Consider the following 23,647-nt stretch of genomic DNA (forward strand, 5'->3'; position numbering starts at 1 on the left):
AAACACCGCTCAGAGGCAGCAAAGAAGGCACGGACCGCATCGCGGGTCCGAACGCCCCCGCTTGTCCTGAGGCTGGAGGGGCACCCGATGATCTGGTCTCAAGTCTATGACCCCATGGGCAGCATGTTGCTGTCCACCTTGCTCGCGGCCATACCGGTCGTGGTCCTGCTCGGCGCCATCGGCATCTTCGAGATGCGCGCGCATCTGGCGGCGCTGCTTGGCCTCGCCAGTGCGCTCGTGGTGGCGGTACTGGCCTTCGGCATGCCGGCGAAGATGGCGGGGATGTCCGCCCTTTACGGTGCCGCCTTCGGGCTCATGCCCATCGGCTGGATCATCGTCAACGTTATCTTCCTGTACCAGCTCACCAGCGAGAAGGGGGAGTTCGACGTTCTCCAGCGCTCCATCCGGGGCATCTCGGACGATCGGCGCCTGCAGCTCCTGTTCATCGCCTTCTCGTTCGGCGCCTTCTTCGAGGGCGCGGCCGGCTTCGGCACCCCGGTGGCGGTCACCGCCGCCATGCTGATCGGCCTTGGCTTCTCGCCGCTCGCCGCGTCTGGCCTCTCGCTCATCGCCAATACCGCGCCGGTGGCTTATGGCGCCCTGGGCACGCCCGTGATCGCTCTCGCCGCCGTCACCGGGCTCGACCTGCAGCAGCTCTCGGGCATGATCGGCCGGCAGTTGCCGTTCTTCTCCCTGATCGTGCCGTTCTGGCTGATCTGGGCCTTCGTCGGCTTCCGCAAGATGCTTGAGGTGTGGCCGGCGCTGCTCGTGGCCGGCCTGTCGTTCGCGGTGCCGCAGTATCTCGTCTCCAACTTCCACGGCCCGTGGCTGGTGGACGTGGTGGCCGCCATCTCCTCCATGGTCGCCCTGGCCCTGTTCCTGCGGGTCTGGCAGCCCAAGCGCCCCATGACCGAAGCGCCCCGCGATTGGTCGTCCAAGGACATCGAGGACACCGGCCACATGCCCGTCACCGAGGCTCAGAAGCCCGGCGCGGTGTTCAAGGCCTGGCTGCCCTGGATCATCCTTTCCGTGTTCGTGTTCATCTGGGGCGTGCCCGAGGCCAAGGCCTTCTTCGACAGCATCTGGCTGGCCAAGTTCCCGGTGGAAGGCCTGCATCAGCTGGTGCAGAAGGTTCCCCCGGTGGTGGCCGCGCCCCATACCGAGGCGGCGGTGTTCAATCTCAACCTGGTCTCGGCCACCGGCACCGGCATCCTGCTCGCCGGCATCGTCTCCGGGCTCGTGCTCGGCTACAGCCCGGCGGGCCTCGTGAAGATGTACGGCAAGACGCTGTACATGATCCGCTACTCGCTGCTCACCATCGCCTGCATGCTGGCGCTGGGCTTTGTCACCCGCTATTCGGGGCTCGACGCCACGCTGGGCCTTGCCTTCGCCCATACCGGCTGGTTCTACCCGCTGTTCGGCACCCTGCTCGGCTGGGTCGGCGTGGCGGTGACGGGCTCGGATACGGCGTCCAACGTGCTGTTCGGCGGCCTGCAGAAGATCACCGCGCAGCAGCTTCACCTGAACCCGGTGCTGATGGCCGCCGCCAACTCCTCCGGCGGCGTGATGGGCAAGATGATCGACGCCCAGTCCATCGTCGTCGCCTCCACTGCCACCAAGTGGTACGGGCATGAAGGCTCCATCCTGCGCTATGTGTTCTTCCACTCCATCGCGCTGGCGGTGCTGGTCGGCTTGCTGATCATGGCCCAGGCCTATCTGCCGCCCTTCACCAGCATGGTTCCCACCGTCATCGCTCCGGTGGTGGGCCACTGACCGACGCATATCCGCCGGCGCGGCCCTCGCGCCGGCGGATCGCCGTTCCCGGACGAAGGGAGGGGCTTCAAAGGCTTTTGATATCCACGCCGGTCCCCGCGCCACGGGGCGCCGCCTGCAGCCAGGCCAGCACAAGCGTGTAGCCCAGCGCCAGCACCACCGGCCCGACGAACAGGCCGAGCACGCCGGAGGTGAGCAGCCCACCGATGGCGCCGATGAACACCACCAGCATGGGCACATCCACCCCGCGCGCCAGCATCAGCGGCCGCAGCACGTGCTCGATCAGCGATACGCCCGTGCACCACACCGCGAACACCACGGCGGGCACCGGATCGAGAATGGTGAAGGCGTAGATGACCACCGGCAGCAGCACCAGCACTAGCGGCAGCTGCACAATGGCGATGATCAGACACAACAGCGCCAGCAATCCCGCCGCCGGGATATCCGCCGCCAGGAAGCCCAGGCCCGCCAGCAGCGACTGGATCAGGGCGACGCCGATGATGCCCTTGGTGACGCTGCGGATGGTGCGCACCGCGAGATCCGCATAGCTGCGCCCGCCTTCGCCCGCGAGCCGGATGGCGACATCCCCGGCGATCCGCTGCCCGCTCGCCGCATTGGCCATGAACGCCGCCGCCACGAAGATGGCGATGATGAATTCAAGGAAGCCTACCAGCACATCTGACACCCCCGAGACCATGGAGCGCCCCATGGTGGTCAGCTCCGGGGTGATCGAGGCGAAAGCCTGGTCGAGATTGGTGGAGGAGAGCAGCCAGAAGCGGTGAATGGGGTCCCCCACCAGGATCCAGGTGCGCACCGAATCCGGCGGCGGCGGGACCCGCAGGGTTCCGTCGGCGAGGTGGTGGGCCAGAAGCTTGAGGCTCACGATCAGCGTATCGGCGAGGAGATAGGCCGGCAGCACCAGCAGCGCGAGGGCCAGCAGCACGTAGAGCGTGGCCGCCACGGCGGTGCGGCCGTGCACCGCCGCCCGGAGCCGGACGAACAGCGGGTGAGACGCAATGGCGATGATGAGGCCCCACAGGATAGGGTTGAGGAACGGCTTCATGATGGTGAAGCACCAGATGAGCAGCAGCGCCAGCGTCCCGAACCGCAGCGCAAGGCGCAGCAGGGGTTCGAAGGTCTCGGGGCTTTCCAGCCGCGCGCGCATCTCGTCCATCTCGCCCTCCCCTCCCGACCTGCCTCAGTGGTGGCCCCGGCGGAGGCGGGGGTCAAGCCGTCGATCGCCCTGTTCTGGCAGGCCTATTGCATCGGGCTGGCCGGGCGACGGTTGTCCAGTATTTCTCCGCCGCCCCTGAAGCAAACACAGCGCAAACAGCGCATGCGAGGATCGCAGCATGTCCGACCATAAGGTCACCGTGGATCAACTGCCCAACGGCAAGTGGGCCTGTTTCCTGCACGTGACGGGACACGACGAGCCCATCAATCTCGGCCGGGAATTCAAGAACGACGAACAGGCGGAAAACTGGCTGAACGTGTCGGAATCCGTTACCGCCATCGAGATGATGCTCCGCAAGTACAAGAAATAAGTGCGGACTGTCGCGGATCGGACAGTTGGTGCGGAGGCCGACACGGGCGGTGCCTGGCGGCCTTCGCACGCCGTCGCTCTGCCGGCGTCGGGAGGTCTCAGGTGCAGCCGGCTCGTGAAGCCGGCGAGCCGCCTTCCGGCGTCCCCCAGTCATTGTGCGGCACGGCGGTGAACGGCGGCCCGAACTCCTGCTTCACCATGGTGAAGGCGGAGGGCTGGCCGGTCTGGGCATCGAAATCGATGATCCAGAAATAGTCGTAGGTGTCGCTCGGCCACGTGTACGGCACGCCTTTGATCCGATCGAGGTGCAGCAGATCGTAGATGGTGATCCGCTCCACCGGCTCGCTCCGGTCCTTGGCCGCGTCGCGGGCCGCCGCGAGGTGGTCCCGGTCAAGCTTGGTCTTGGCGATGTGGTCGTGTTCCCAGTCCACCACCAGCGTCTGCCCGGCCCATTCGGGCTTGGCCAGAATGTCCCGCACCGCTTCGCGGGTGCGCTGGTTCAGCCGCTCGACGCTCAGGTGGAAGCCGTCGCCCCGTGGCTCGGGCATGGCGCTGTAGAAGGTGACCGGCATCTCCCAGCTCTCGGCGACGGGGAAGATGGTATCCAGCGTATGCATGGAGATGGCGAGGATCGCCTTCGGCGATTCGCCCGGCCGGAACAGGGACTTCTGTGCGTTGCGCCCGAGATAATAGGCCGAAAGTGCCCGCGCCCGCTCCATCCCCAGCGCGCATAGCTGCCAGGGGCCGGCCTTCTCGCCATGCCGCAGCAGGATGATCCGGGCCGGCGCCGCCTGGGCCTCCACGATGGCGGCCATGCTGGCCGCGAGGATTATTCCGGCGAGGAGGCGCGTCACCATGCGCCGTGACCGCATCATTGGAGACCTCCGCAGCAAGGTCAGGGACCGAACCCGCCTTCCCCTTCGACGCGAAGATGCAGCGACGGCGCAGCTTGGGCAATTGTCTTTGGTGTCTTCCTCCAACGCCATCGCGATGGCGGCGGCACACCCCTTCACACCCCGCCGGGAACGTGCTTCAAGGCGGCAGCCGGCGGTGTCGCTCGGCGGGATGCGGGACGGTATCATGGCGCATGTGAGCTGGGGAGCGAACGGCACCGCGGGAGCGATGCTGCTGGCGATTATGGCGGCGGCCGCCGTCCAGGCTTCGGCGCAGACCTATTCGTCCGGCCAGCGGATCCAGGTGTCGCCGCGTGTCATCCAGCTGCCGGTCATCCCCCAGGGCAATTATCTGGATCCCGGTCCCGGCCCTGCCATCCGGCCCGACGTGAAGATCGGCAACGACCGCAACAACGATTATGTGTTCCCGCCGGATCTCTCGGGCGGCTACGGCTCCGGCCCGCCCGGCGACCCCACCGTCAACGGCCAGTGGAGCCCCCTCGACGGCGACACCCCGAGCTTCTGACGCGGCCCCGCTCCTGTGGGCGGCGTGGTCCTATTCCAGAGTGTTTGCGCATGGCCGGGCTCGTCCCGGCCATTTGCGTTTCGGCGGCGCTGATTGGAATGCCCAGGCACCACGCGGCGCGCAAAAGAAAACGGCGGGACCAGAGGTCCCGCCGTTCGCATGTCTGTCGAAGCGTTCCAAGCGATCAGCGCTTGGAGAACTGGAACGAACGACGGGCCTTGGCGCGGCCGTACTTCTTGCGCTCGACCACGCGGCTGTCGCGGGTGATGAAGCCGCCCTTCTTGAGGGGGCTGCGCAGCTCGGGCTCGTAATAGGTGAGCGCCTTGGAGATGCCGTGGCGCACCGCGCCGGCCTGGCCGGAGAGGCCGCCGCCGGAGACCGTGCACACCACGTCATACTGGCCTTCACGCGCAGCCGCCTGGAAGGGCTGGTTGATCATGAGGCGCAGCACGGGACGGGCGAAATACACCTCGATGTCCCGGTCATTGATGGTGACCTTGCCGGTGCCGGGGCGAACCCACACGCGGGCCACCGCGTTCTTGCGCTTGCCGGTGGCATAGGCGCGGCCGTACTTGTCCAGCTTCTGGACATGGACGGGGGCATCGGGCTGGACGGCGGCAACGTTGGCCGCGCCGAGAGCGTCGAGGGACTGGAGAACCTCGGCCATGTCAGTTCCTCACGTTCTTGCGGTTGAGCGCCGCCACGTCGAGGGCGACCGGCTGCTGGGCCTCGTGCGGGTGGGACGGGCCCTTGTAGACACGCAGGTTGCCCATGATCTTGCGACCCAGCGGGCCGCGGGCGAGCATGCGCTCCACCGCCTTCTCGATGACACGCTCCGGGAAGCGGCCTTCGAGCACGAACTTCGCGGTGCGTTCCTTGATGCCGCCCGGGAATCCCGTGTGATGATAATAGACCTTCTGGTCCTTCTTCCGGCCCGTGAACACCGCCTTCTCCGCGTTCACCACGACGATGTTGTCGCCGCAGTCCACGTGGGGGGTGTAGATGGGCAGGTGCTTGCCCTTCAGGCGCATGGCAATGATCGTCGCGAGCCGGCCGACGACGAGGCCGCTGGCGTCAATCACCACCCACTTCTTCTCGATTTCGGCAGGCTTGGCCGAATACGTCTTCATGGGATGCTTCCGAATAAGAAGGCCGGTCGCGACGGCCCTGCGGCCAATCGCGATCCGGCGATGAACGGCTTCTAGTGGAGCCCCGCGGATCCGTCAACGTTTCGATGACAGTAAAACACGTTATAAAACAACGCACTATAAAAATGGTGTAATAACACCATCAAAAAACGCCCTATAATCCCATGGCCTTGCCCTATCTGCCGGCGCGGCCGAGGGCCTCCATCCGGCCAAGCCAGCGCTGGCGTTTTGCATCGCCTGCCGCCTCGACACCGCCGAGCACAGTGGCGCGCACCGGGGAAAAGCCAACGAAGCCCAGGATGTTGCGCGTGAGTGCCGAGAGCCCTGCTCCGAGATACCACAGCCGGAAGATCAGCGCCGGCATGCCCATGGTGACCACCACCCGGGCCGACCGGCCCTCCAGCAGCATGCGCGTGCCACCGCCCTCGATATAATTGAAGGCGAAGCCCGGCCGCAGCAGCTGTTCCAGGAAGCCCTTGAGCACCGCCGGCATGCCGCCGAGCCACAGCGGGAAGAAGAGCGCCACATGCTCGGCCTCCGCCAGCGCCGCGCGGGCGGAAGCGAGGGCATGAAGCGGCGGGGCATGGAGAAAATCGTGCTGGCTGTGCAGCAGCGGGATGTCCAGCCGGCCGACATCCACCCGCAGCACGGCATGGCCGGCGGCCTGCGCCCCGGCCGCGTAGGCGTCCGCCAGCGCGTGGCACAGGTGGCCGCCTCCGGGATCGGGATGTCCCTGAATGATCAGGATGGTCGCCATGGCCGCCTCCCTTTTTGCGCTCATGCCTAACCGGCGGCGCGGGCGGCGTCCTTGACGGGGATCAGGCTCCCGGCCGATCCGGGATGGAATAGGTGGCGACGCAATGGGCGACCAGTTCGTCGCTGCCCGGCCCCCGCAGCCCCACCTCGCCAACCGCAAGGCGCTTGCCCAGCTTGATCAGCTTGGCGTCGGCGAACATGGGCCCCGGCGCCGGCTTGCGCAGGAAGTTGATGGAGAGGTTGGTGGTCACGGCGAGCCCCACCGGCCCGATCTGGCCCAGCAGCGCCACATAGATGGCGACATCGGCCAGCGCCATCATGGCCGGGCCGGACACGGTGCCGCCGGGCCGCAGGTGGCTTTCGTCCGCATCGAGGCGGACGGTGGCGACGTTGCGGCCGACGCTCTCCACATGGTGCGGCTTGCCCGGGCCGAAGGCCTGGGGAAACTCCAGCGTGAGGAAGGCTTCCAGCTCCTTCACCGACATCACCGCACCGCGCGCCGCGTCCATGCCATCCATCTCCTGCCCCTGACTGCGCTTTGGCCCGGCTCGCACCGGTCGCGTCTTATGCATAGGATAGTACCCTGAAGGTCAAACAGAAGAGGGCGCAAACCCATGTCGGCTGAACCATCGGCCCACCGCGTCGCCGGCGCGGCGGCCCCCGTCGTGACGACCAGCCGCGACGGTGGGGTCCTGACCCTCACCCTGGCGCGGCCGGAAGCGCGCAACAGCCTCTCCGAGGCGATGATGGCGGCGCTCACCTCCGCCCTCGCGGCCATCGCGGCGGACACCGCCGTGCGCGCGGTGGTGCTGGCGGCGGAAGGCCCGGTCTATTCCGCCGGCCACGACCTCAAGGAGATCCAGGCCCACCGCGGCGATGCCGACCGGGGCCGGGCCTATTTCGAGGATGTGCTGAAGCGCTGCGCCACGCTGATGACCGCCATCGTCCGCCTGCCCCAGCCGGTGATCGCCGCCGTGGAAGGCATGGCCACCGCCGCCGGCTGCCAGCTGGTGGCGAGCTGCGACCTCGCGGTGGCGGGCGAGAAGGCGCGCTTCTGCACGCCGGGCGTGAACATCGGCCTGTTCTGCCACACCCCCATGGTGGCGCTCTCGCGCAACCTGGCGCGCAAGCACGCCATGGAGATGCTGCTTTTGGGCGAATGGGTGGAGGCGGAGGAGGCCCGCCGCATGGGCCTCGTCAACCGCGTGGTGCCGGCCGGCGACGCCCTGTCCACTGCGCAGGCCCTCGCCCGCCGCATCGCCGAGAAGTCCCAGGTGCCGGTGAAGCTCGGCAAGGCCGCCTTCTACACCCAGATGGAGATGGGCCTCGACGACGCCTATGCCTATGCCTCCCGCGTCATGGCCGAGAACATGCTGGCCCGCGATGCCGACGAAGGCATCTCCGCAGTACTCGCCAAGCGTACACCCAGCTGGGAGGACCGGTGACGGCCCTGCCGTGCGAACGGCTCTGACAGCCTTGTTTACCAACCATCAACCATAATCCGCTCAACTCGATGCATGCTGGTGCGACTCGCGCCGCCAGCGTGGGGCCGTTCCGACGGGGTGCTCACACCTCTGGCCGGAGAAACGGTCCCTGCCTCGAAGGTTCGGGACGGTCCGGGTGGCTTGTGAGCCGCGTCGGGTCCGGCTCCGGGGAGAGCGGCCCAATGGTGCACACCGACGTGGCGTACACGCATGAGGCTGAAGCCCGCTCCGCGCGGTGGGCAAAGGCGCGCGCCTGGCGCCCCGGCCTCTGGCAGGTGGCGTGGATCTCCCTTCTCCTGGCCGTCGCTGCGAGCTTCTTTCCCCTGCGTTTCACCGCCACTGCCACCATCGATTTCGATGTGGGCACCCAGCCGCCCGCCGCTGCCTCGCGCGGCGTGGCGCAGGTGCTCGCCTCCCGCGAGCTGGCCTATGCCGCCGCCGGCCGGCTCGCACCCGAGGACCGCGCGCGGCTGGCGGAGGGGCTGTGGCGCCAGCTTGGCGGCGCCCGCGCCGAGGCGCAGGACCGCCCGGAAGCCGTGCGTGCCGCCTGGCGGCTGCTCGACGATCTCTCTGTCACCACCATCAACGGCGGGCGCGGCCTGAGCCTCTCCCTGTCCGCGCCGATGCCGGGGGTAGCGGTGCGCGCCGCCGACGCCTATGTGGCCGCCTTCTTCGCCCTGGATGCGACCACGCGGGCCGCATCGGATGAGCCGGCGGTCCTTCCCGCCCTGCGTCGCGGGGAGCCGGCGCGCGTGGCATTCCTGCCCGATCCGCCGCGCCCGCTGGCGCTTGCCCTGCTGCTCGCCGCCGCCGCGACCCTCCTGATCGCCCAGCACAACGCCACCGCCGCGCCCGAGGCCCAGGGGCCGCTGAACGGCACCGACCTGCCGCTGGAGCTCAAGGGCAGCCATCGCATCGCCTGGCTCGGGGGACCGGATGGCGGGCTCCAGATCGAGCCGGCCGTGGCCCGGCTTGCGGTGCAACTGACACGGTCCGGTGCCTCCCCCCTCGTCATCCTCAGTTCGGACGATCTGCCGGAGGCTTCGGCCACCTGCGCCATCGCCCTCGCCCGGCGATTGTCGGAGGAGGCGCGCGTGGCGCTGGTGGCGCTCGACGGCGGCTCCGCCTGCCTCGCCCGGCTCGTTCCCGATTCCTTCGCGCCGGGCATGAGTGAACTGCTGTTCGGCGTGGCCGGCTTCGGCGAGACCATCCATCGCGATGCCCGCTCCCGCGCCCATGTGATCCCGCCCGGCCGGGACGCGCGTGGCGGGTCGTTCGTGGTGGGGGCCGAGCGCCTCGCCCTGGTGCTGGGGGCGCTGACGCGGACCTATGACTACGTGATCGTCGCCGCGCCGAGCCTGTCCGGTGCCGACGGCGGCGACCGGCTTGCTGCCCTCGATCCGCTGGTGGTGTGCCTGACCGCTGACACCGCCCCCTCCACCGCCGCGGTGGAAAGCTTCGACGCTCTGGCGCAGCAGCGCTTTGCCCGGGTGGTGATGCTGTGCCTCGCCGAGCCGCGAGACGCGGACGATGAGGACAAGGGCGACGCACGGCCGCTGCCGACCATTGAGGCAGCGGCGGTTGCCGCGCGCCGCCGCGAAGCGCCGCTGCGCTATGCCGGCGCCGCGTGAGTCTGCAACCAAATCAATAGCCGGCGAATTATTCTATTCAGCCGACTAATGATCAGACTGAAAACGACCGCCCTTTTGATTGTGCGGCGCAGCAAATTTGCCAAGCCGACTTCAAGGCCCGCTTGAGCTGTCAAGCGTATCATGCTGAACAAAATGGAGTTTATGTGTCAGATCTTCCGGTCTGGCCGTTCCATCCACCGGATCAGAAGGCCGGCGGGGACGATCCAGAACGCCCCCAGCAGCGTGTAGCAGATCATCTGCAGGAACCAGCCGAGCTCGGTGACGCGGCCTTGAGCGAAGGCCATGGCTGAGAGCGCCCAGAACACCACGAGCAGGAGCAGCAGCACCGTGCCGATGAGCTTGCGGATGCGTTGGGGCATGGACTTCGTCTCCCTCGTCTCGCGGCCGCGCAGGGCGTGCACCCCTGGGCATGCGGCACCCGCGCCCTTGCGCGCCATAGGCGCCCTCTATAACGGATCGAACCTGAGGGGCCAGAGCACATCCCCGCCGGCCCCCTGTCCGGCCGGCAGGAACATGCGATCATTCGTCTTGCGCGCATCGCGGGAGAGGACGCGGATCGGCCTCACCGATCCTGATCCAGCCCCGGGATCGTAGGGAAACTGAGGGACACATGCCGCACGTCGAGGCCATCACACTCACCCGCGACCGACGCGGCCCCGGTCTTGGCGCCGTGCGCCTGTGGCTTTATGCCGTCGCGGCGCTGATCATCGCCATGGTGGTGGTGGGGGGCGCGACGCGCCTGACCGAATCGGGACTCTCCATCACTGAGTGGAAGCCGGTCACCGGCGCCCTGCCCCCGCTCTCACAGGCCGACTGGCAGGCCGAGTTCGACAAGTACCAGGCCATTCCCCAGTACGAGATCCTCAACAAGGGCATGGGGCTGGAGGCTTTCAAGCGGATTTACTGGTGGGAATGGGGCCATCGCCTGCTCGGCCGCCTCATCGGCTTTGCCTTCCTGTTGCCCTTCCTCTGGTTCGCCTGGCGTGGCGTGCTGCGCGGGCGCCTTCTGGCAAAGTGCCTGGTCCTGTTCCTGCTGGGCGGCCTTCAGGGTGCGGTGGGCTGGTGGATGGTGGCGTCGGGCCTCACGGCGCGGGTCTCGGTGAGCCAGTACCGCCTCGCCATCCACCTGACGCTGGCCTGCATCATCCTGTCCGCCATCGTGGCGGTCGCCCGCTCCCTGTCGCCGGAGCCGCGTCAGGTGGTGGGTGGGCGTCTGCGGGCCACGGCGTGGCTGCTGGTGGCGCTGGTGCTGGTGCAGATCTTCGCCGGCGGGCTGGTGGCCGGGCTCGATGCCGGTATGGCCTTCAATACGTGGCCGCTCATGGACGGCCACCTCATTCCCCCGGCAGACCAGCTGGCGGCGGCGGACCCGTTCTGGCGCAATCTGTTCGAGAATGCGCTGACGGTGCAGTTCAACCACCGCATGATCGCCTATGCCCTATGGACCCTCACGCTGCTCCATGCGCTGGATGCCCGGCGGGCGGGTGGCGCTGCGGCACAGCGGGCGTGGGTGCTGTTCGCGCTCGTCACCGCGCAGGCGTCGCTCGGCATCCTGACGCTGATCCACCAGGTGCCCATCGATCTGGCGCTGGCCCACCAGTTCGGTGCCACCCTGGTGCTGGTGGTGGCGACGCTGCATCTGGGCGGGCTTTCCGGGCAGGTGGAACCGGCCACGCCCAAGCTGCGGTTGGTGAAAAGGTGAGACCTGGAAAATCCTGTTTTCCCCGAATGCTGTAGCCGGATCCTCTCAGATTGATTCAATCTGTGAGGATCCGGCGCCAACCCTCAGGCCATCAAGGCGGAGACCACGGGCGCCATCAGCACGTTGAACAGGCCGGCGAGCACCATCACCAGACCGGCGATGGACCCCTCCTCCCCACCGATCTGATGGGCGCGGGCGACGCCGGCGCCATGGGCGCCCATGCCGAACAGGGCGCCGCGCGCCAGCGATGAGCGCAGCGGCATCAGCTTCATCACCAGCTCCCCGAGGGCCGCGCCGCAGATGCCGGTGACGATCACGAACACCGCGGTGAGATCCGGCAACCCGCCGATGTCGCTGGAAACGCTCATCGCGAAGGGGGTGGAGGTGGAGCGCGGCATCAGGCTGAGCTGCAACGTGTGCGACAGGCCCAGAAGGTCCGCCAGCAGGAAGGCGGTGGACATGGCCAGCGTCGAGCCCACCAGCACGCCCACCAGCAGCACCGGCCACTGGCGGCGGATGAGCGCGCGCTGCTCATAGATGGGAATGGCGAAGGCCACAGTCGCCGGGCCCATCATCAGCACCAGCCAATGGGTGCCGCGGATATAGTCCGCATAGCCCGTGTGCAGGCTAAGCGCGACGATGCCCACCGCCACCGGGGTGAGGAGCAACGGCGAGGTCCACCAGAAGCGCCAGCGCCGGGCGATGAGCCGCGCCGCCGCATAGCAGCCGATGGTGACGGCCGACCAGAACAGGGCGGCGAACAGCGGATCACGCAGCATGGCCCACCTCCGGCGTCGCCGAACGCATGCGCCAGCGGTAGCACAGGTCCACCGCCAGCGCGGTGCCACCCATGACCATGACGGTGCCGGCGAGGATCACCGCGGCGATCTTGAGGCCGACGAGGCCCATCAGCTCGCCATGGTCGAGGATGGCCATCACCGCCGGAACGAAGAACAGCAGCATTTCAGCCAGCAGCCACCCTGCCCCGCGCCGCACCACGGCGGGCCGGATGTGGCCGGTGCCGAGCAGCGCCAGCACCACCACCATGCCGACAATGCCGCCAGGCAAAGGCAGATGGGTGAGCCGCACGGTAGCCTCCCCGACGGCCCAGAAGCCGGCGAGAACCGCGATCTGGAGGATCATGCTGCGATGCAACGTAATGCGCATGCTGCGCAGCATGTTGCGCAACATGGGCAGGCGAGACAAGGACTGTGAAGTCGTCGAAGTAGGCTTGGGGGCAGACATCGGGGCAGACATGGGCAAACACCGTTCAGCACCTGAAGTGCCATTGCCGGCAACATAGTATGCGATGCACCATGATGAAAATGAATTGACTGAATTCATTTCATTCCATAATCGCATAGTATGGAACTGCGCTCCCTGAGGGTCTTCGTCGAGGTGGTGCGGCAGGGTGGATTTTCCGCCGCCGCCAAGGCGCTGTTTTCCACCCAGCCCACCGTTTCCAAGGCGGTGAAGCAGCTGGAGGACGAGCTGGGCGTTCCCCTGCTCGATCGCATCGGCCATCGCAGCCAGCTAACCGCGGCGGGGGAGATCGTCTATCGCCGCGCCCTCACCCTGCTGGCGGAGCGGGAGGGGCTGGTGGCGGAGTTGGACGACCTCAGGGGCCTGAGGCGCGGCAGCCTGCGCCTCGGCCTGCCGCCACTCGGCGCCAGCACGCTGTTCGCGCCGCTGTTTGCCATTTTCCGCGCGCGCTATCCCGGCATCGAGATCCGCCTCACCGAGCACGGCTCGAAGCGGCTGGAGGAAATGCTGCTGGATGGCGAGGTGGAACTGGCCGGCGCGCTGATGCCGGCGCGCGAGGGGTTCGACGGCCAGCCGGTGCGGCACGAGCCGCTGATGGCCGTTCTGCCCAGGACCCACCCGCTGGCCGGGGCGGAAAGCATCGGCATCGCAGCGCTTGCGGCCTCGCCCTTCATCCTGTTCGAGGGCGGATTCTCGCTCAACCAGGTGCTGGAGGATGCCTGCGCCCGCAACGGCTTTGCGCCGCAGGTGGCGGCGCGCAGCGGGCAGATCGATTTCATCGTGGAACTGGTGGGGGCGGGCCTCGGCGTCGCCTTCCTGCCCCGCACCATCGCCGAGCAGCGGGCGACGCCCTCCATCGCCCTCGTCCGGCTCGATGAGCCGGGCACGGAATGGCAGATGGCCATTGTCTGGCGGCAGGGCAGCTACCTGTCCCACGCCGCCCGCGCGTGGCTGGATCTCACCCGCGAAGTCTATGGCCCCGAGGGTTCGGGCTGAGGCGGCGTCGGCCCGGCGTCGGGTCCGAGGAAGGCAAAGGGCGCGCTTGGCGCGAAAGCGCTGTTCACCTCGCCCGAAAAAATGTTGCCCTGGTTGGGTCCCAGATCAAGCTTGCGGACCGTTCCGGTCTCCGCTGAGAAGTCTACCTGAGCGAGATCGATCCAGAAGATGTTCGGCGCCAACGCCGATTCGAAAAAATAGAGATTCTGGTGGTGGTGGGCGACGGTGCGCCAGCGCGTGGAGGAAATATTCGGCTCATTGGGTGTCGAAATGCCCAATGGCACCGACACGTTACGGATCACGCTGAACACTCCCGCAAGGGAAATCTTGGGATCTTCCACCTTCGGAATGGCATTCACATAGAACGAAGCACGGGCAAAGCGATCCGCCGCGCGGTTGGTTCCGGGCAACATCACGGTGCCGCTGATCTGCTGCCAATACTCGTTCAGCGCGAGCTGTTTTTCGAAGACCGGGGAATTGGTCATCACCTGATAGCTGCGATCATGATGAATGACCTGGCGGCCGCCGATATATTCGATGATCGCGCTGTCGCCGCTCTTGTCGGAAATGGACAGATGCAGGGTGGCAAGGCGTTTTTCGCCCGGAACGCCATCGGTTACAAGGATGAACGGCTCATCCTTCAGGGCGTCGACGGTCTCCTGCACGGTGGCGAAACTGTCGAGCACATATTGCGCCCAGGCTGCGATGGAGAGCCCGGGCCTGGCCTTGTCGAGGGCTGGATATTCCGATTCCACCAGCCACAGCAGGTTGGCCGACAATCCTGCTTCATTCAGGCCATCGGTGGTCGCGATGTCGTAGCCCGACGCAATGACGCTGCCGTATCTGGACGTCCAGGTCAGGGAGTTCGGACCAGCCTTGCCGTCGCGCACCATGCCCCGCGGGAAGATCCACAGATTGGTGCCGATGTCGTCTTTCCAGTCCATGGACCTGGCCGTCAGGTTATTTCCGTTGGGCCCGAGATAGACAACACGGGTGCACATCCAGGCTTTCCTGTTTTTCGGGATGACGTGGTCTGCAACGAACTGGAGCATGGAGCATTTTCGCGACGGACTGTATCGCGAAAATGCTCCTGCAGCCTCAGACCTTGGCCAGTGCCTGCTCCAGGTCGCCGATGATGTCGGCCACGTCCTCGATGCCCACCGAGAGGCGCACCACCTGCGGCCCGGCGCCGGCCACCACCTTGGCCTCGTCGGTGAGCTGGCGATGGGTGGTGGAGGCCGGATGGATAATGAGGGAACGCGTGTCGCCGATATTGGCGAGGTGGGAGAACAGCTCCACGCTCGACACCAGCTTCACGCCCGCCTCGTAGCCCCCCTTCAGGCCGAAGGTGAAGACCGCGCCCGCCCCCTTGAGCAGATACTGCTTCGCCAGGGCATGGTAGCGGTCGCTCGCAAGGCCCGGATAGCTCACCCATTCCACCTTGGGGTGGGCGGCGAGATATTCGGCCACTTTCAGCGCATTCTCGCTGTGCCGCTGCATGCGCAGCCCCAGCGTCTCGATGCCGGTGAGGATGAGGAAGGCGTTGAAGGGCGACAGCGCCGGGCCTAGATCGCGCAGGCCCAGCACCCGGGCCGCGATGGCGAAGGCGAAATTGCCGAAGGTCTCGTGCAGCACCATGCCGGAATATTCCGGCCGCGGCTTGGAGAGGAACGGATAGCGATCGGTGGCGGACCAGTCGAATGTGCCCGCGTCCACGATCACGCCGCCGATGGAATTGCCGTGTCCGCCCAGAAACTTGGTGGCCGAATGGATGACGATGTCCGCGCCGTGCCTGATGGGCTGCCACAGGTAGGGCGTCGCCAGCGTGTTGTCGACGATGAGCGGCACGCCGGCCTTCTTCGCCACCGCCGAGATGGCGGCGATGTCGGTGACCACGCCGCCGGGATTGGCGATGCTCTCGGTGAAGATGGCCTTGGTCTTCGGCGTCACCGCCCTCTCGAAGGAGGAGATGTCGTCAGGATCCGCCCACACCACGTTCCAGCCGAAGCTCTTGAAGGCGTGGTTGAACTGGTTGATGGAGCCGCCATAGAGCTTGCGGGAGGCAATGAACTCATCCCCCGGCGTCAGCAGCGTGTGGAACACCAGGTGCTGCGCCGCGTGACCCGAGGCCACCGCCAGCGCCGCCGTGCCGCCTTCCAGCGCCGCCACGCGCTCTTCCAGCACCGCATTGGTGGGGTTGGTGATGCGCGAATAGATGTTGCCGAAGGTCTGGAGGCCGAACAGTGCCGCGGCATGGTCCACGTCGTCGAAGACGAAGGACGTGGTCTGGTAGATAGGGGTTGCCCGTGCGCCCGTGGTCGGGTCCGGCTGCGCGCCCGCGTGGATGGCGAGGGTGGCAAAACCCGGCTCGTGCGGCGGCGTGCTGGTCTCGTCGGTCATAAGCGCGTTCTCCCAGTGGCTGACGCCGATCCGTGATAGCCCGGCGCGGATTTTTATTTAATACAGCAAATCGACGGAAGTTATGATATTTTAGGTCCACGCGGAGCGATGGAGAGCCGCTGCACCCCCTCCCCAAGCCGCAGCGGCTTGCGCGAGGAGATGGTGCGGGAATTCACCCCGGTCCAGCCGATCTCGCCGGAGAGGCGGCCATATTCGATCTTGGGGCAGCGGTTCATCACCACCTGCAGCCCGGCCTCTTCGGCCCTGGCGGCGGCCTCGTCATTGCGCACGCCAAGCTGGGTCCACAGCACCTTGGGCAGCGGATCGAGCTTGAGCACCTCGTCCACCACTGCCGGTACGTGCTCCGGCGCGCGGAACACGTCCACCATGTCGATGGGCTCGGGCACGTCCGCGAGCGTCGCGACGAAGGTGAGGCCCGCCACCGTCTTTCCCGCCTGCCCCGGATTGACCGGGAACACGCGATAGCCGCGCTCGGACAGGTATTTCATGACGAAATAGGACGGCCGGGCCGCATTGGCGCTGGCGCCTACGATGGCGATGGTCCGCACCTGCGACAGGATGGTGCGGATATAGGCGTCGTCGTAACGATCGTGGTTCACCGGGCGCGTCCTCTTGGTGTCAGGGCTGGCTTTTCGCCTTGGAGAACAAAGTGAAGAAGTTCCGCGTGGTGGCCTGCGCGAAGTCCTCGAACGCCTCGCCCCGCGCCTCGGCCAGCACCTTGGCGGTCTCGCGCACGAAGGAGGGCTCGTTGCGCTTGCCGCGATAGGGCGTCGGCGCGAGGAAGGGGGAATCGGTTTCCACCAGGATGCGGTCGGCCGGCACGCTGGCCGCGATGGCCCGCAGGTCCTCGCTCTTCTTGAAGGTCACCACGCCGGAGAAGGAGATGTAGCCGCCCAGCGCCAGCGCCCGGCGCGCCAGATCCGGCCCCGCCGTGAAGCAGTGGAGCAGGAAGGGGAAGGCGCCCCTGGCGCTCTCCTCCTCCAGGATGGCGGCCACGTCCTCGTCCGCCTCGCGGGCGTGGATGACCAGGGGCAGGCCGGTCTCCCGCGCCGCTGCGATATGGGTGCGGAAACCCTGCTCCTGCGCGTCGCGCGGGCTGGTGTCGTAGTGATAGTCGAGCCCGGCTTCGCCGATGGCCACCACCTTGGGATGGCGGGAGAGAGCGACGATCTCGCCCAGGGTCACGTCCAGCTCCTCCGCCGCCTGGTGGGGATGGGTGCCCACCGAACAGGACACCTGATCGAACCGCTCGGCGATGGCGAGGATCTGCGGAAACCGCCGCACCCGGGTGGAGATGGTGACGAGATGAGACACCCCGGCCGCGCCGGCGCGGGCCACCACGTCGGGCAGTTCGGCGGCGAAGTCGGGAAAATCGAGATGGCAATGGCTATCGACAAGCATGGCATTCACATTCGAAAGGTCGGCCTCACATAAGCGCATCCCCCCGCCACGTCGAGGTGGGGTGGGTCAGGCGAGCGGCCGCGCTTTGGCGCCGCGCGGGCCTGATACCCCAGGCGACGGCGTTGACGGAGGCCGCCGCTTCGGCCTTTGTGCGGGCGTTGCCGCAACTGGTCTCGCACATGCCATCGCCCGTCCTCCCCTTCCGTCCCGCCCTCGCCCGTCTCGCCGATTATTCCGCTGCCTGGGCGGTCGCCGGGCTGGTCGTGGGCGTCGCCCTGCTGGCCTGGAGCGCGCAGATCTCCATCCCGATCAAGCCGGTGCCCATCACGCTGCAAAGCTATGTGCTGATCACCCTCGCTGCGCTGATGGGCTGGCGGTTCGGCGGCTTGACCGTGGCGATTTATCTGTTTGCCGGACTCATGGGCCTGCCGGTGTTTTCTGGCGGCCGCAGCGGGCTTACCATGCTCACCGGGCCGTCAGGCGGCTTCATCGTCGGCTTCCTGCTGACGGCGCTGCTGGTGGGCTGGCTGCAGGAGACATGGGCGCGGCTTAAGCCCCTGCCCCTCTTCGGAGTCCTGGCCCTTGGTCATCTGTTGCTGATGGTGATCGGCGCCGGCTGGCTCGCCACCAAGGTCGGGCCGGCGGCGGCGCTGGAGAAGAGCCTCCTGCCGCTCCTTCCCGGTGCGGTGGTGAAGACGGTGGCGGCGCTCGCCACCGTTATCCTTGTCGAGCGCCTCGCGGGGACCGAGCGGCCGCGCTGAAATCCCTCAGCCGGACGCGGAGATTTCCTGCTTGAGCGCGTCGGCATCGGCGGCCGGCATGGTGATGGGATGCACCTGCTCACCCGGCCGTCCCGGATTGGTGACGATGGAAGCTTCGAGCGAGACGGTGACGGTGCCGCCGGAGGTGTTGAAGATGTAGTCGAGCCGGAACGCCGCATCCTGGCTCTGGCCATTGGTGCGCTTCAGGGCCTCGTCCGGCGTCAGGCGCTTTTCGGCGACGAGCTGGGACGGCTGGTCCACGGTGATGTTGTACTGCCGCGCCCGGCGTGAGGTGGAAATGCGCGCGCGCACCAGTGTGGAATCGGCGTTCGGCAGCTTCACCTCGATGCGCGGAACCGCCGGGCCTTCCGGCAGGGGGGCCTGTTCGGCGGGCATCATGGGCGGGATGGGGTCCAAGGATGCCTGGGGCGGGGCGCGGTCGTACCGTTCGCCGCCGCAGCCCGCGATAAGCAGCACGAGGGCCACCGCCGAGATCCCTTTTGCGCCCGTCATCCGCACGGCTTCCGCTGCCTCCGCTGTCGCGCGCTCGCGGCGCGTCTTCGGTTGAAACTGCCGGATCAGGTTAAGCCCATGTACAGCATGAGCGAAATGGATCCCGATCGCATCAGCATGACCAGAGCCCCGTATAGGACACTTTAGGGTCCGCCATCCATCCCGTCGCGCGGTTTTGCGCTCACGAGGCCGTTTCCGGCTCCACATAGCGCGGGAACACGCCCACTGGGGCGGGCAGAACGCGGCCGGCAGGCAGCCGGTGGCCGGCGCCTAGTTGGTCGAAGCCGCGCTCGTCCGCCGGCACCACCACGAGGTCGAGCAGCCTGGCAGCGCTTTCGGGCATCACCGGCTGCACCAGGATGCCCACCTCGCGGATCAGCTCGGCGGTCACCCACAGCACGGTGGCCATGCGGGCGGGATCGGTCTTGCGCAGGGCCCACGGAGCCTGGGCGGCGAAATAGCGATTGGCCTCGGCCACCACATTCCACACCGCGGCGAGGTAGTGGTGGATCGCCTGGCCTTCCATGGCCTCACGGCTCTTCTCCAGCATGCCGTCGGCCAAAGCGAGGATGGCCTCGTCCTCCGGCGAGAGTGGGCCGGGCTGCGGCACCACGCCATCGAGGTTCTTGGCAATCATGGACAGGGAGCGCTGGGCCAGGTTGCCGAGATCGTTGGCAAGGTCCGCATTCATGCGCGCCACGATGGCCTCGTGGCTGTAGGAGCCGTCCTGCCCGAACGACACCTCGCGCAGGAAGAAGTAGCGGATGGCGTCCACGCCGTAGGTGGCGGCGAGATCGAACGGGTCGATCACATTGCCCACCGACTTGGACATCTTCTCCCCGCGGTTGAACAGGAAGCCGTGGCCGAACACGCGCTTCGGCGCCTCCAGCCCCGCCGACCACAGGAAGGCCGGCCAGTAGACCGCGTGGAAGCGGATGATGTCCTTGCCGATCACGTGCAGGTTCGCCGGCCAGAACCGCTTGAACAGCTCCGCCTCCGTGTCCGGATAGCCGAGCGCGGTGATGTAGTTGGTCAGCGCGTCCACCCACACATACATGATGTGCTTGTCGTCGCCGGGCACCGGGATGCCCCAGTCGAAGGTGGTGCGGGAGATGGAGAGGTCGGTGAGGCCGCCGGAGACGAAGCTCACCACCTCGTTGCGCCGGGCCTCCGGCATGATGAAGCCGGGATTCTCCGCGTAGTAAGCCAGAAGCCGGTCCTGATAGGCGGAGAGGCGGAAGAAGTAGCTTTCCTCCTCCACCCATTCCACCGGCGTGCCCTGGGGACCGAGGCGGACGCCCTGCTCGTTCAGCTGGGTCTCGTCCTCTGCGTAATAGGCCTCGTCGCGCACCGAATACCAGCCGGCATAGGTGGATTTGTAGATGTCGCCGTTGGCGGCCATCTTGGCCCAGATGGCCTGGCTGGAGGCGTGGTGCCGCTCCTGGGTGGTGCGGATGAAGTCGTCGATGGAGAGGTTGAAGGCCTCCACCATGGCCTCGAAGCGCGGCACGTTGCGCGCCAGCAGCTCACGCGGGGTGACGCCGGCCTTCTGGGCGGTCTGGAGCATCTTGATGCCGTGCTCGTCCGTGCCCGTGAGGAACCGCACGTCATAGCCGTCAAGCCGCTTGAAGCGCGCGATGCAGTCGGTCGCGATCGCCTCATAGGCGTGGCCCATGTGGGGCACGCCGTTGGGATAGGCGATGGCGGTGGTGATGTAGAAGGGGGGCTTCGCGGACATCGGGCGCTCGAAACAGGCTGGCTCGGAAAAGGGCTCCGGCCCCGCGCGTCGCGGCGGCTTCTCAGCGCACGGCTTCGGCGAGATCGGCAAAGACACGGAACACCAGCGCCTTGCGATCGAGATTGAAGACATCCGCCTCGCGCGCGCTGCGCCGCACCTTCTCCCATACCTCGCCGAGGCGGACAAGGCGATGGCGCGGCTCGTCACCCTGCGTCGCGCGGGCGGCCACATAGTCGCTCACCGCCTCGATGAAGAGGTCGAGCCCGTCGGAGCGGTCACCCTGGAGGCGGGCACCCAGCGCGTGAAGGTCTTCCGGACGGGGCCGGGGCAACTGCTCCAGCGCCTTCAGGGTGGCAGAGCGCACCTCCATCCCCTCCCCGCGCGCCAGCACGATGGCCCGGCGCACACTGCCGCCGCTGGCCTCGGCGGCGGATGGCAGGGTGGCGGCGTCGAGATCCGCCATCTCCTCCTTGAGGTGATCGAGGGCAGCGAGCACGTCGGCGCTGCCCAGCGGGCGCATGCGCAGCAGGCGGGTGCGGGAGCGGATGGTGGGCAGCACCCGGCCCGGAGCGTGGGAGATGAGCAGGAACAGCGCCCTGGGCGGCGGCTCCTCCAGCGTCTTTAGCAGCGCGTTGGCGCCGAACGGATTGAGCTCGTCCACCGCGTCCACGATGCAGACGCGCCAGCCCCCGGCCGCCGCCGTGGCGCCGAAGAAGCTGCGCACGCGGCGCACCATCTCGGCTGGTATGACGGTGGGGATCTTCTCCTCCCCCGCCTCCGGCACCCGGTGCAGCACCAAAAGGTCCGGATGGCTCTGGGACGCCACCTGCCGGAACACGGGATGGGTGACGGGCAGATCCAGCGAATGGCTGCCGGCCTCAGGTCCGCCGGACAGCACCATGCGGGCGAGGCGATAGGCCAGCGTCGCCTTGCCGATTCCTTCCGGCCCGCCGATGAGCAGGGCATGGGGCAACCGGCCGGCGCGGAAATCGCCGATCAGGTCGGCTTCCACCACCCCGTGGCCGAACAGCCGCGCCTGGTCGCGCGGGTGTGGCGCGCCGGGCAGCACATCGCCGGAGACAATCTCGCTCACGGCCTGGGCCATCAGGACGCCTCGGCCGTGGCGTGAAGTCCGAGGCGGGCGGCGACGATGCCGGCGATCTGCGCCGCGACCGCGTCCGGATCGGGCGTCGCGTCCACCAGAACGCACCGCGCGGGCGCCTGCGCCGCTCGGGCGACGAAGGCCTCGCGCACGGCGGCATGATAGGCGGCGCCTTCCTTCTCGAACCGGTCCAGATCGCCATTGCCGCGCGCGGCGGCGCGGGCCAGCCCGGTTTCCGGCGGCACGTCCAGGATCAGGGTGAGGTCCGGCCGGGTGCCGCCCGTCGCCATCTCTTCCAGCGCATCGAGGAGGGGCGGCGCCACCTGGCCCACCGCGCCCTGGTAGACCCGGGTGGAATCGATGAAGCGGTCACAGATCACGATGGTGCCCGCCGCCAGCGCCGGACGGATCAGCGTTTGCACATGGTCGGTGCGAGCGGCGGCGAACAGCAGCGCCTCGGCCACCGGCCCCAGCGGCTCGGCCGCTCCAGAGAGCAGCACATGGCGCACCGCCTCCGCCCCCGGCGAGCCGCCGGGCTCGCGGGTCTCCACCACCGTGTGGCCAAGGGTGCGCAGATGCGCCGCGAGGCGGCGGGCCTGGGTGGACTTGCCGGTCCCCTCCCCGCCTTCCAGCGTGATGAATCGCCCCTGGGTCATTTGTGAATCTTCGCCAGAGCGCGCTTGGCCAGATCGCGCACGCTGTCGCCCATCAGCGTCAGCCCGCCGTCGAGGGCGCGATCCGTCAGCGAACCCACCGGCACGTCCTCCTGCGTATAAAGAGGCATTTCCAGCACCTTGGTCTGGCCGCGCGTGACTTCCAGCCGTCCCACCTGGGTGCCCTTGGTCACCGGCGCCAGCAGCGGCCCGTTATAGACCACGCGGGCGGTGATACGCTCATTGCCCGAGCGCGGGGTGAGCACGGTCACCGGCCGTGACCCCACGAGCCCGACGGTGCCGGAGGCGCCGCCGAACACCTGGGCGCGGCCCACCTCCTGGTCGGCTGTGAAGATCACCCGCTGCCGGAACGACTGGAAACCCCACTCCAGCAGCTTCTTGGCCTCCTCGAGCCGCTCCTTCTCGGTCTTGGCCGCCAGCACTACCACGATGAGCCGCTGGCCGTTCTGCACCGCCGAGCCGAGGGCATGGTAGCCCACATCCTTCACCCAGCCGATCTGCAGCCCGTCGGCGCCGATGCCCGCATCCAGCAGCACGTTGCGGTTGCGCTGCTTGATGCGGCTCCACTCGATGCTGGGCCGCGCGAACACCGGATAATAGTCGGGATAGGTGCGGATGACATGCTGGGCCAGCACCGACAGGTCGCGGGCGGTGGAGAACTGGCCCGGATCGGCGAAGCCCGTGGCATTGCGGAACTCGGAATTGGCCATGCCGATGGCCTTGGCCCGCTCCGTCATCTGCTGGGAGAACTCGGTCTCCGTGCCGCCGACGCCCTCCGCCAGGGCGATGGCCGCATCATTTCCAGAAACCACCAGCATGCCGGCGAGCAGTTCGACCACCGGGGCCGGCTTGTTCACCTCGGCGAACATGGCCGCCCCGCCCGAGGGGCCTCCGCCGCGGCGCCAGGCGTTGACGCTCACGGTGAACGGGGTGTCGAGGGCGATCTTGCCGGCCTTGAGCTGAGAGAACACCACGTCAGCCGTCATCACCTTGGCGAGGGTGCCGGGGGCGATGCGGCGGTCGGCATCCTTTTCGAAAAGGATGGTCCCGGTTTCGTAATCCACCAGGATGGCGGAGGGCGCCTGGGTCTGAAAGCCGTCAGCCGCCCGCGCGCTCGAAGCGCCGGCAAGCGAGGCGAGGGCTGCGAAAAGAAGGGTGAAGCGCAGCTTCGGCAGCATGTTGATCCACCTGGCTATCCCGAACCAGCCAAGGCCGCCGCAGGCAAGACTCGTCGGCCGAGACTCGCCCGCGCAGCCGGCGGTGCGCGGCGATCATCATCCAAGGTCGGGAGACGGGTAAAG

26 protein-coding genes are annotated in these 23,647 nt (G+C 67.6%); 8 read left to right on the plus strand and 18 right to left on the minus strand.

The window, feature by feature from the left end; translation table 11 throughout:
- Positions 1-87: 87 nt before the first annotated feature.
- Complete coding sequence (locus V5F66_RS04690) at positions 88-1,773, plus strand: L-lactate permease (RefSeq protein ID WP_394000065.1); 1,686 nt, start codon at positions 88-90, stop codon at positions 1,771-1,773.
- A gap of 67 nt (positions 1,774-1,840) precedes the next feature.
- Here V5F66_RS04690 and V5F66_RS04695 read toward each other — a convergent pair whose 3' ends face one another.
- A complete protein-coding gene (locus V5F66_RS04695; protein ID WP_012116319.1) occupies positions 1,841-2,947 on the minus strand; it encodes an AI-2E family transporter in 1,107 nt (368 codons plus the stop codon).
- A gap of 178 nt (positions 2,948-3,125) precedes the next feature.
- Between V5F66_RS04695 and V5F66_RS04700 the strand changes: the two genes are divergently transcribed.
- Entirely contained in the window at positions 3,126-3,317 is a 192-nt protein-coding gene (locus V5F66_RS04700; protein WP_012116318.1) for a hypothetical protein, read from the plus strand.
- A gap of 97 nt (positions 3,318-3,414) precedes the next feature.
- Here the strand turns inward: V5F66_RS04700 and V5F66_RS04705 are convergent, their stop codons facing one another.
- Complete coding sequence (locus V5F66_RS04705; RefSeq protein WP_394093362.1) at positions 3,415-4,191, minus strand: histidine phosphatase family protein; 777 nt, start codon at positions 4,189-4,191, stop codon at positions 3,415-3,417.
- A gap of 205 nt (positions 4,192-4,396) precedes the next feature.
- On the opposite strand from V5F66_RS04705, the gene V5F66_RS04710 reads away from it, so the two are divergent.
- On the plus strand, positions 4,397-4,735 hold the full coding sequence (locus V5F66_RS04710; RefSeq protein WP_012116316.1) for a hypothetical protein: 339 nt from the start codon (positions 4,397-4,399) through the stop codon (positions 4,733-4,735).
- Between the two features lie 184 nt (positions 4,736-4,919).
- On the opposite strand, the gene rpsI is transcribed toward V5F66_RS04710, so the two are convergent.
- The 4 genes from rpsI to V5F66_RS04730 all read right to left on the minus strand — a co-directional run bounded on the left by rpsI (position 4,920) and on the right by V5F66_RS04730 (position 7,157).
- The gene (gene rpsI / locus V5F66_RS04715) at positions 4,920-5,402 is read right to left on the minus strand and encodes a 30S ribosomal protein S9 (protein ID WP_012116315.1); all 483 of its coding nucleotides are present in this window, start codon (positions 5,400-5,402) and stop codon (positions 4,920-4,922) included.
- 1 nt (position 5,403) lies between these two features.
- On the minus strand, positions 5,404-5,865 hold the full coding sequence (gene rplM / locus V5F66_RS04720) for a 50S ribosomal protein L13 (RefSeq protein ID WP_012116314.1): 462 nt from the start codon (positions 5,863-5,865) through the stop codon (positions 5,404-5,406).
- Between the two features lie 193 nt (positions 5,866-6,058).
- A complete protein-coding gene (locus V5F66_RS04725; protein WP_394050955.1) occupies positions 6,059-6,640 on the minus strand; it encodes an NAD(P)H-dependent oxidoreductase in 582 nt (193 codons plus the stop codon).
- A 61-nt stretch (positions 6,641-6,701) separates the two neighbouring features.
- A complete protein-coding gene (locus tag V5F66_RS04730; protein ID WP_394000073.1) occupies positions 6,702-7,157 on the minus strand; it encodes a PaaI family thioesterase in 456 nt (151 codons plus the stop codon).
- 96 nt (positions 7,158-7,253) lie between these two features.
- Between V5F66_RS04730 and V5F66_RS04735 the strand changes: the two genes are divergently transcribed.
- A complete protein-coding gene (locus V5F66_RS04735) occupies positions 7,254-8,084 on the plus strand; it encodes an enoyl-CoA hydratase (protein WP_394093363.1) in 831 nt (276 codons plus the stop codon).
- Between the two features lie 221 nt (positions 8,085-8,305).
- Positions 8,306-9,754: a hypothetical protein gene (locus tag V5F66_RS04740; RefSeq protein WP_394093364.1), complete on the plus strand. Its 1,449-nt coding sequence runs from the start codon at positions 8,306-8,308 to the stop codon at positions 9,752-9,754.
- A 167-nt stretch (positions 9,755-9,921) separates the two neighbouring features.
- Here V5F66_RS04740 and V5F66_RS04745 read toward each other — a convergent pair whose 3' ends face one another.
- Positions 9,922-10,134 carry a DUF2842 domain-containing protein gene (locus V5F66_RS04745; RefSeq protein WP_394050959.1) on the minus strand — a complete coding sequence of 71 codons (213 nt, stop codon included), beginning with the start codon at positions 10,132-10,134 and terminating at the stop codon, positions 9,922-9,924.
- A gap of 251 nt (positions 10,135-10,385) precedes the next feature.
- Between V5F66_RS04745 and V5F66_RS04750 the strand changes: the two genes are divergently transcribed.
- The gene (locus tag V5F66_RS04750) at positions 10,386-11,477 is read left to right on the plus strand and encodes a COX15/CtaA family protein (RefSeq protein ID WP_394050961.1); all 1,092 of its coding nucleotides are present in this window, start codon (positions 10,386-10,388) and stop codon (positions 11,475-11,477) included.
- A gap of 83 nt (positions 11,478-11,560) precedes the next feature.
- Here V5F66_RS04750 and V5F66_RS04755 read toward each other — a convergent pair whose 3' ends face one another.
- Positions 11,561-12,256 carry an LrgB family protein gene (locus V5F66_RS04755; protein WP_012116306.1) on the minus strand — a complete coding sequence of 232 codons (696 nt, stop codon included), beginning with the start codon at positions 12,254-12,256 and terminating at the stop codon, positions 11,561-11,563.
- On the minus strand, positions 12,246-12,668 hold the full coding sequence (locus V5F66_RS04760) for a CidA/LrgA family protein (protein ID WP_394093562.1): 423 nt from the start codon (positions 12,666-12,668) through the stop codon (positions 12,246-12,248). The genes V5F66_RS04755 and V5F66_RS04760 overlap by 11 nt, the downstream gene beginning before the upstream one ends.
- Positions 12,669-12,842: 174 nt before the next feature.
- Here V5F66_RS04760 and V5F66_RS04765 point away from each other — a divergent pair, with 174 nt between their 5' ends.
- Positions 12,843-13,736 (plus strand): LysR family transcriptional regulator, encoded by an 894-nt coding sequence (locus V5F66_RS04765; protein WP_012116304.1) that lies wholly within the window; start codon positions 12,843-12,845, stop codon positions 13,734-13,736.
- Here the strand turns inward: V5F66_RS04765 and V5F66_RS04770 are convergent.
- The 4 genes from V5F66_RS04770 to V5F66_RS04785 form a co-directional block, all read right to left on the minus strand.
- On the minus strand, positions 13,712-14,788 hold the full coding sequence (locus tag V5F66_RS04770) for a linear amide C-N hydrolase (protein ID WP_394093365.1): 1,077 nt from the start codon (positions 14,786-14,788) through the stop codon (positions 13,712-13,714). The genes V5F66_RS04765 and V5F66_RS04770 overlap by 25 nt on opposite strands.
- A gap of 46 nt (positions 14,789-14,834) precedes the next feature.
- On the minus strand, positions 14,835-16,136 hold the full coding sequence (locus V5F66_RS04775) for an O-acetylhomoserine aminocarboxypropyltransferase (RefSeq protein ID WP_394093366.1): 1,302 nt from the start codon (positions 16,134-16,136) through the stop codon (positions 14,835-14,837).
- Between the two features lie 80 nt (positions 16,137-16,216).
- Positions 16,217-16,756, minus strand: coding sequence for a CoA-binding protein (locus V5F66_RS04780; RefSeq protein WP_394000086.1), 540 nt, complete (start codon positions 16,754-16,756; stop codon positions 16,217-16,219).
- Between the two features lie 19 nt (positions 16,757-16,775).
- Positions 16,776-17,558: a TatD family hydrolase gene (locus tag V5F66_RS04785; protein WP_282639577.1), complete on the minus strand. Its 783-nt coding sequence runs from the start codon at positions 17,556-17,558 to the stop codon at positions 16,776-16,778.
- A gap of 179 nt (positions 17,559-17,737) precedes the next feature.
- Between V5F66_RS04785 and V5F66_RS04790 the strand changes: the two genes are divergently transcribed.
- Positions 17,738-18,319: a biotin transporter BioY gene (locus V5F66_RS04790; RefSeq protein WP_394000088.1), complete on the plus strand. Its 582-nt coding sequence runs from the start codon at positions 17,738-17,740 to the stop codon at positions 18,317-18,319.
- A gap of 6 nt (positions 18,320-18,325) precedes the next feature.
- Here V5F66_RS04790 and V5F66_RS04795 read toward each other — a convergent pair whose 3' ends face one another.
- The 5 genes from V5F66_RS04795 to V5F66_RS04815 form a co-directional block, all read right to left on the minus strand.
- A complete protein-coding gene (locus V5F66_RS04795) occupies positions 18,326-18,832 on the minus strand; it encodes a hypothetical protein (RefSeq protein ID WP_394000090.1) in 507 nt (168 codons plus the stop codon).
- Positions 18,833-19,013: 181 nt separating this feature from the next.
- Entirely contained in the window at positions 19,014-20,570 is a 1,557-nt protein-coding gene (gene metG / locus V5F66_RS04800; protein WP_394000092.1) for a methionine--tRNA ligase, read from the minus strand.
- Between the two features lie 61 nt (positions 20,571-20,631).
- Positions 20,632-21,675, minus strand: coding sequence for a DNA polymerase III subunit delta' (locus tag V5F66_RS04805; protein ID WP_012116295.1), 1,044 nt, complete (start codon positions 21,673-21,675; stop codon positions 20,632-20,634).
- Entirely contained in the window at positions 21,675-22,328 is a 654-nt protein-coding gene (gene tmk / locus V5F66_RS04810) for a dTMP kinase (RefSeq protein ID WP_394093367.1), read from the minus strand. Before tmk ends, V5F66_RS04805 begins: the two co-directional genes overlap by 1 nt.
- Complete coding sequence (locus V5F66_RS04815; RefSeq protein ID WP_394093368.1) at positions 22,325-23,524, minus strand: D-alanyl-D-alanine carboxypeptidase family protein; 1,200 nt, start codon at positions 23,522-23,524, stop codon at positions 22,325-22,327. The genes tmk and V5F66_RS04815 overlap by 4 nt, the downstream gene beginning before the upstream one ends.
- Between the last annotated feature and the right edge of the window lie 123 nt (positions 23,525-23,647).

Origin of the sequence: Xanthobacter versatilis (assembly GCF_043193975.1) — a bacterium.
GTDB classification, from domain to species: Bacteria; Pseudomonadota; Alphaproteobacteria; order Rhizobiales; family Xanthobacteraceae; genus Xanthobacter; species Xanthobacter autotrophicus_E.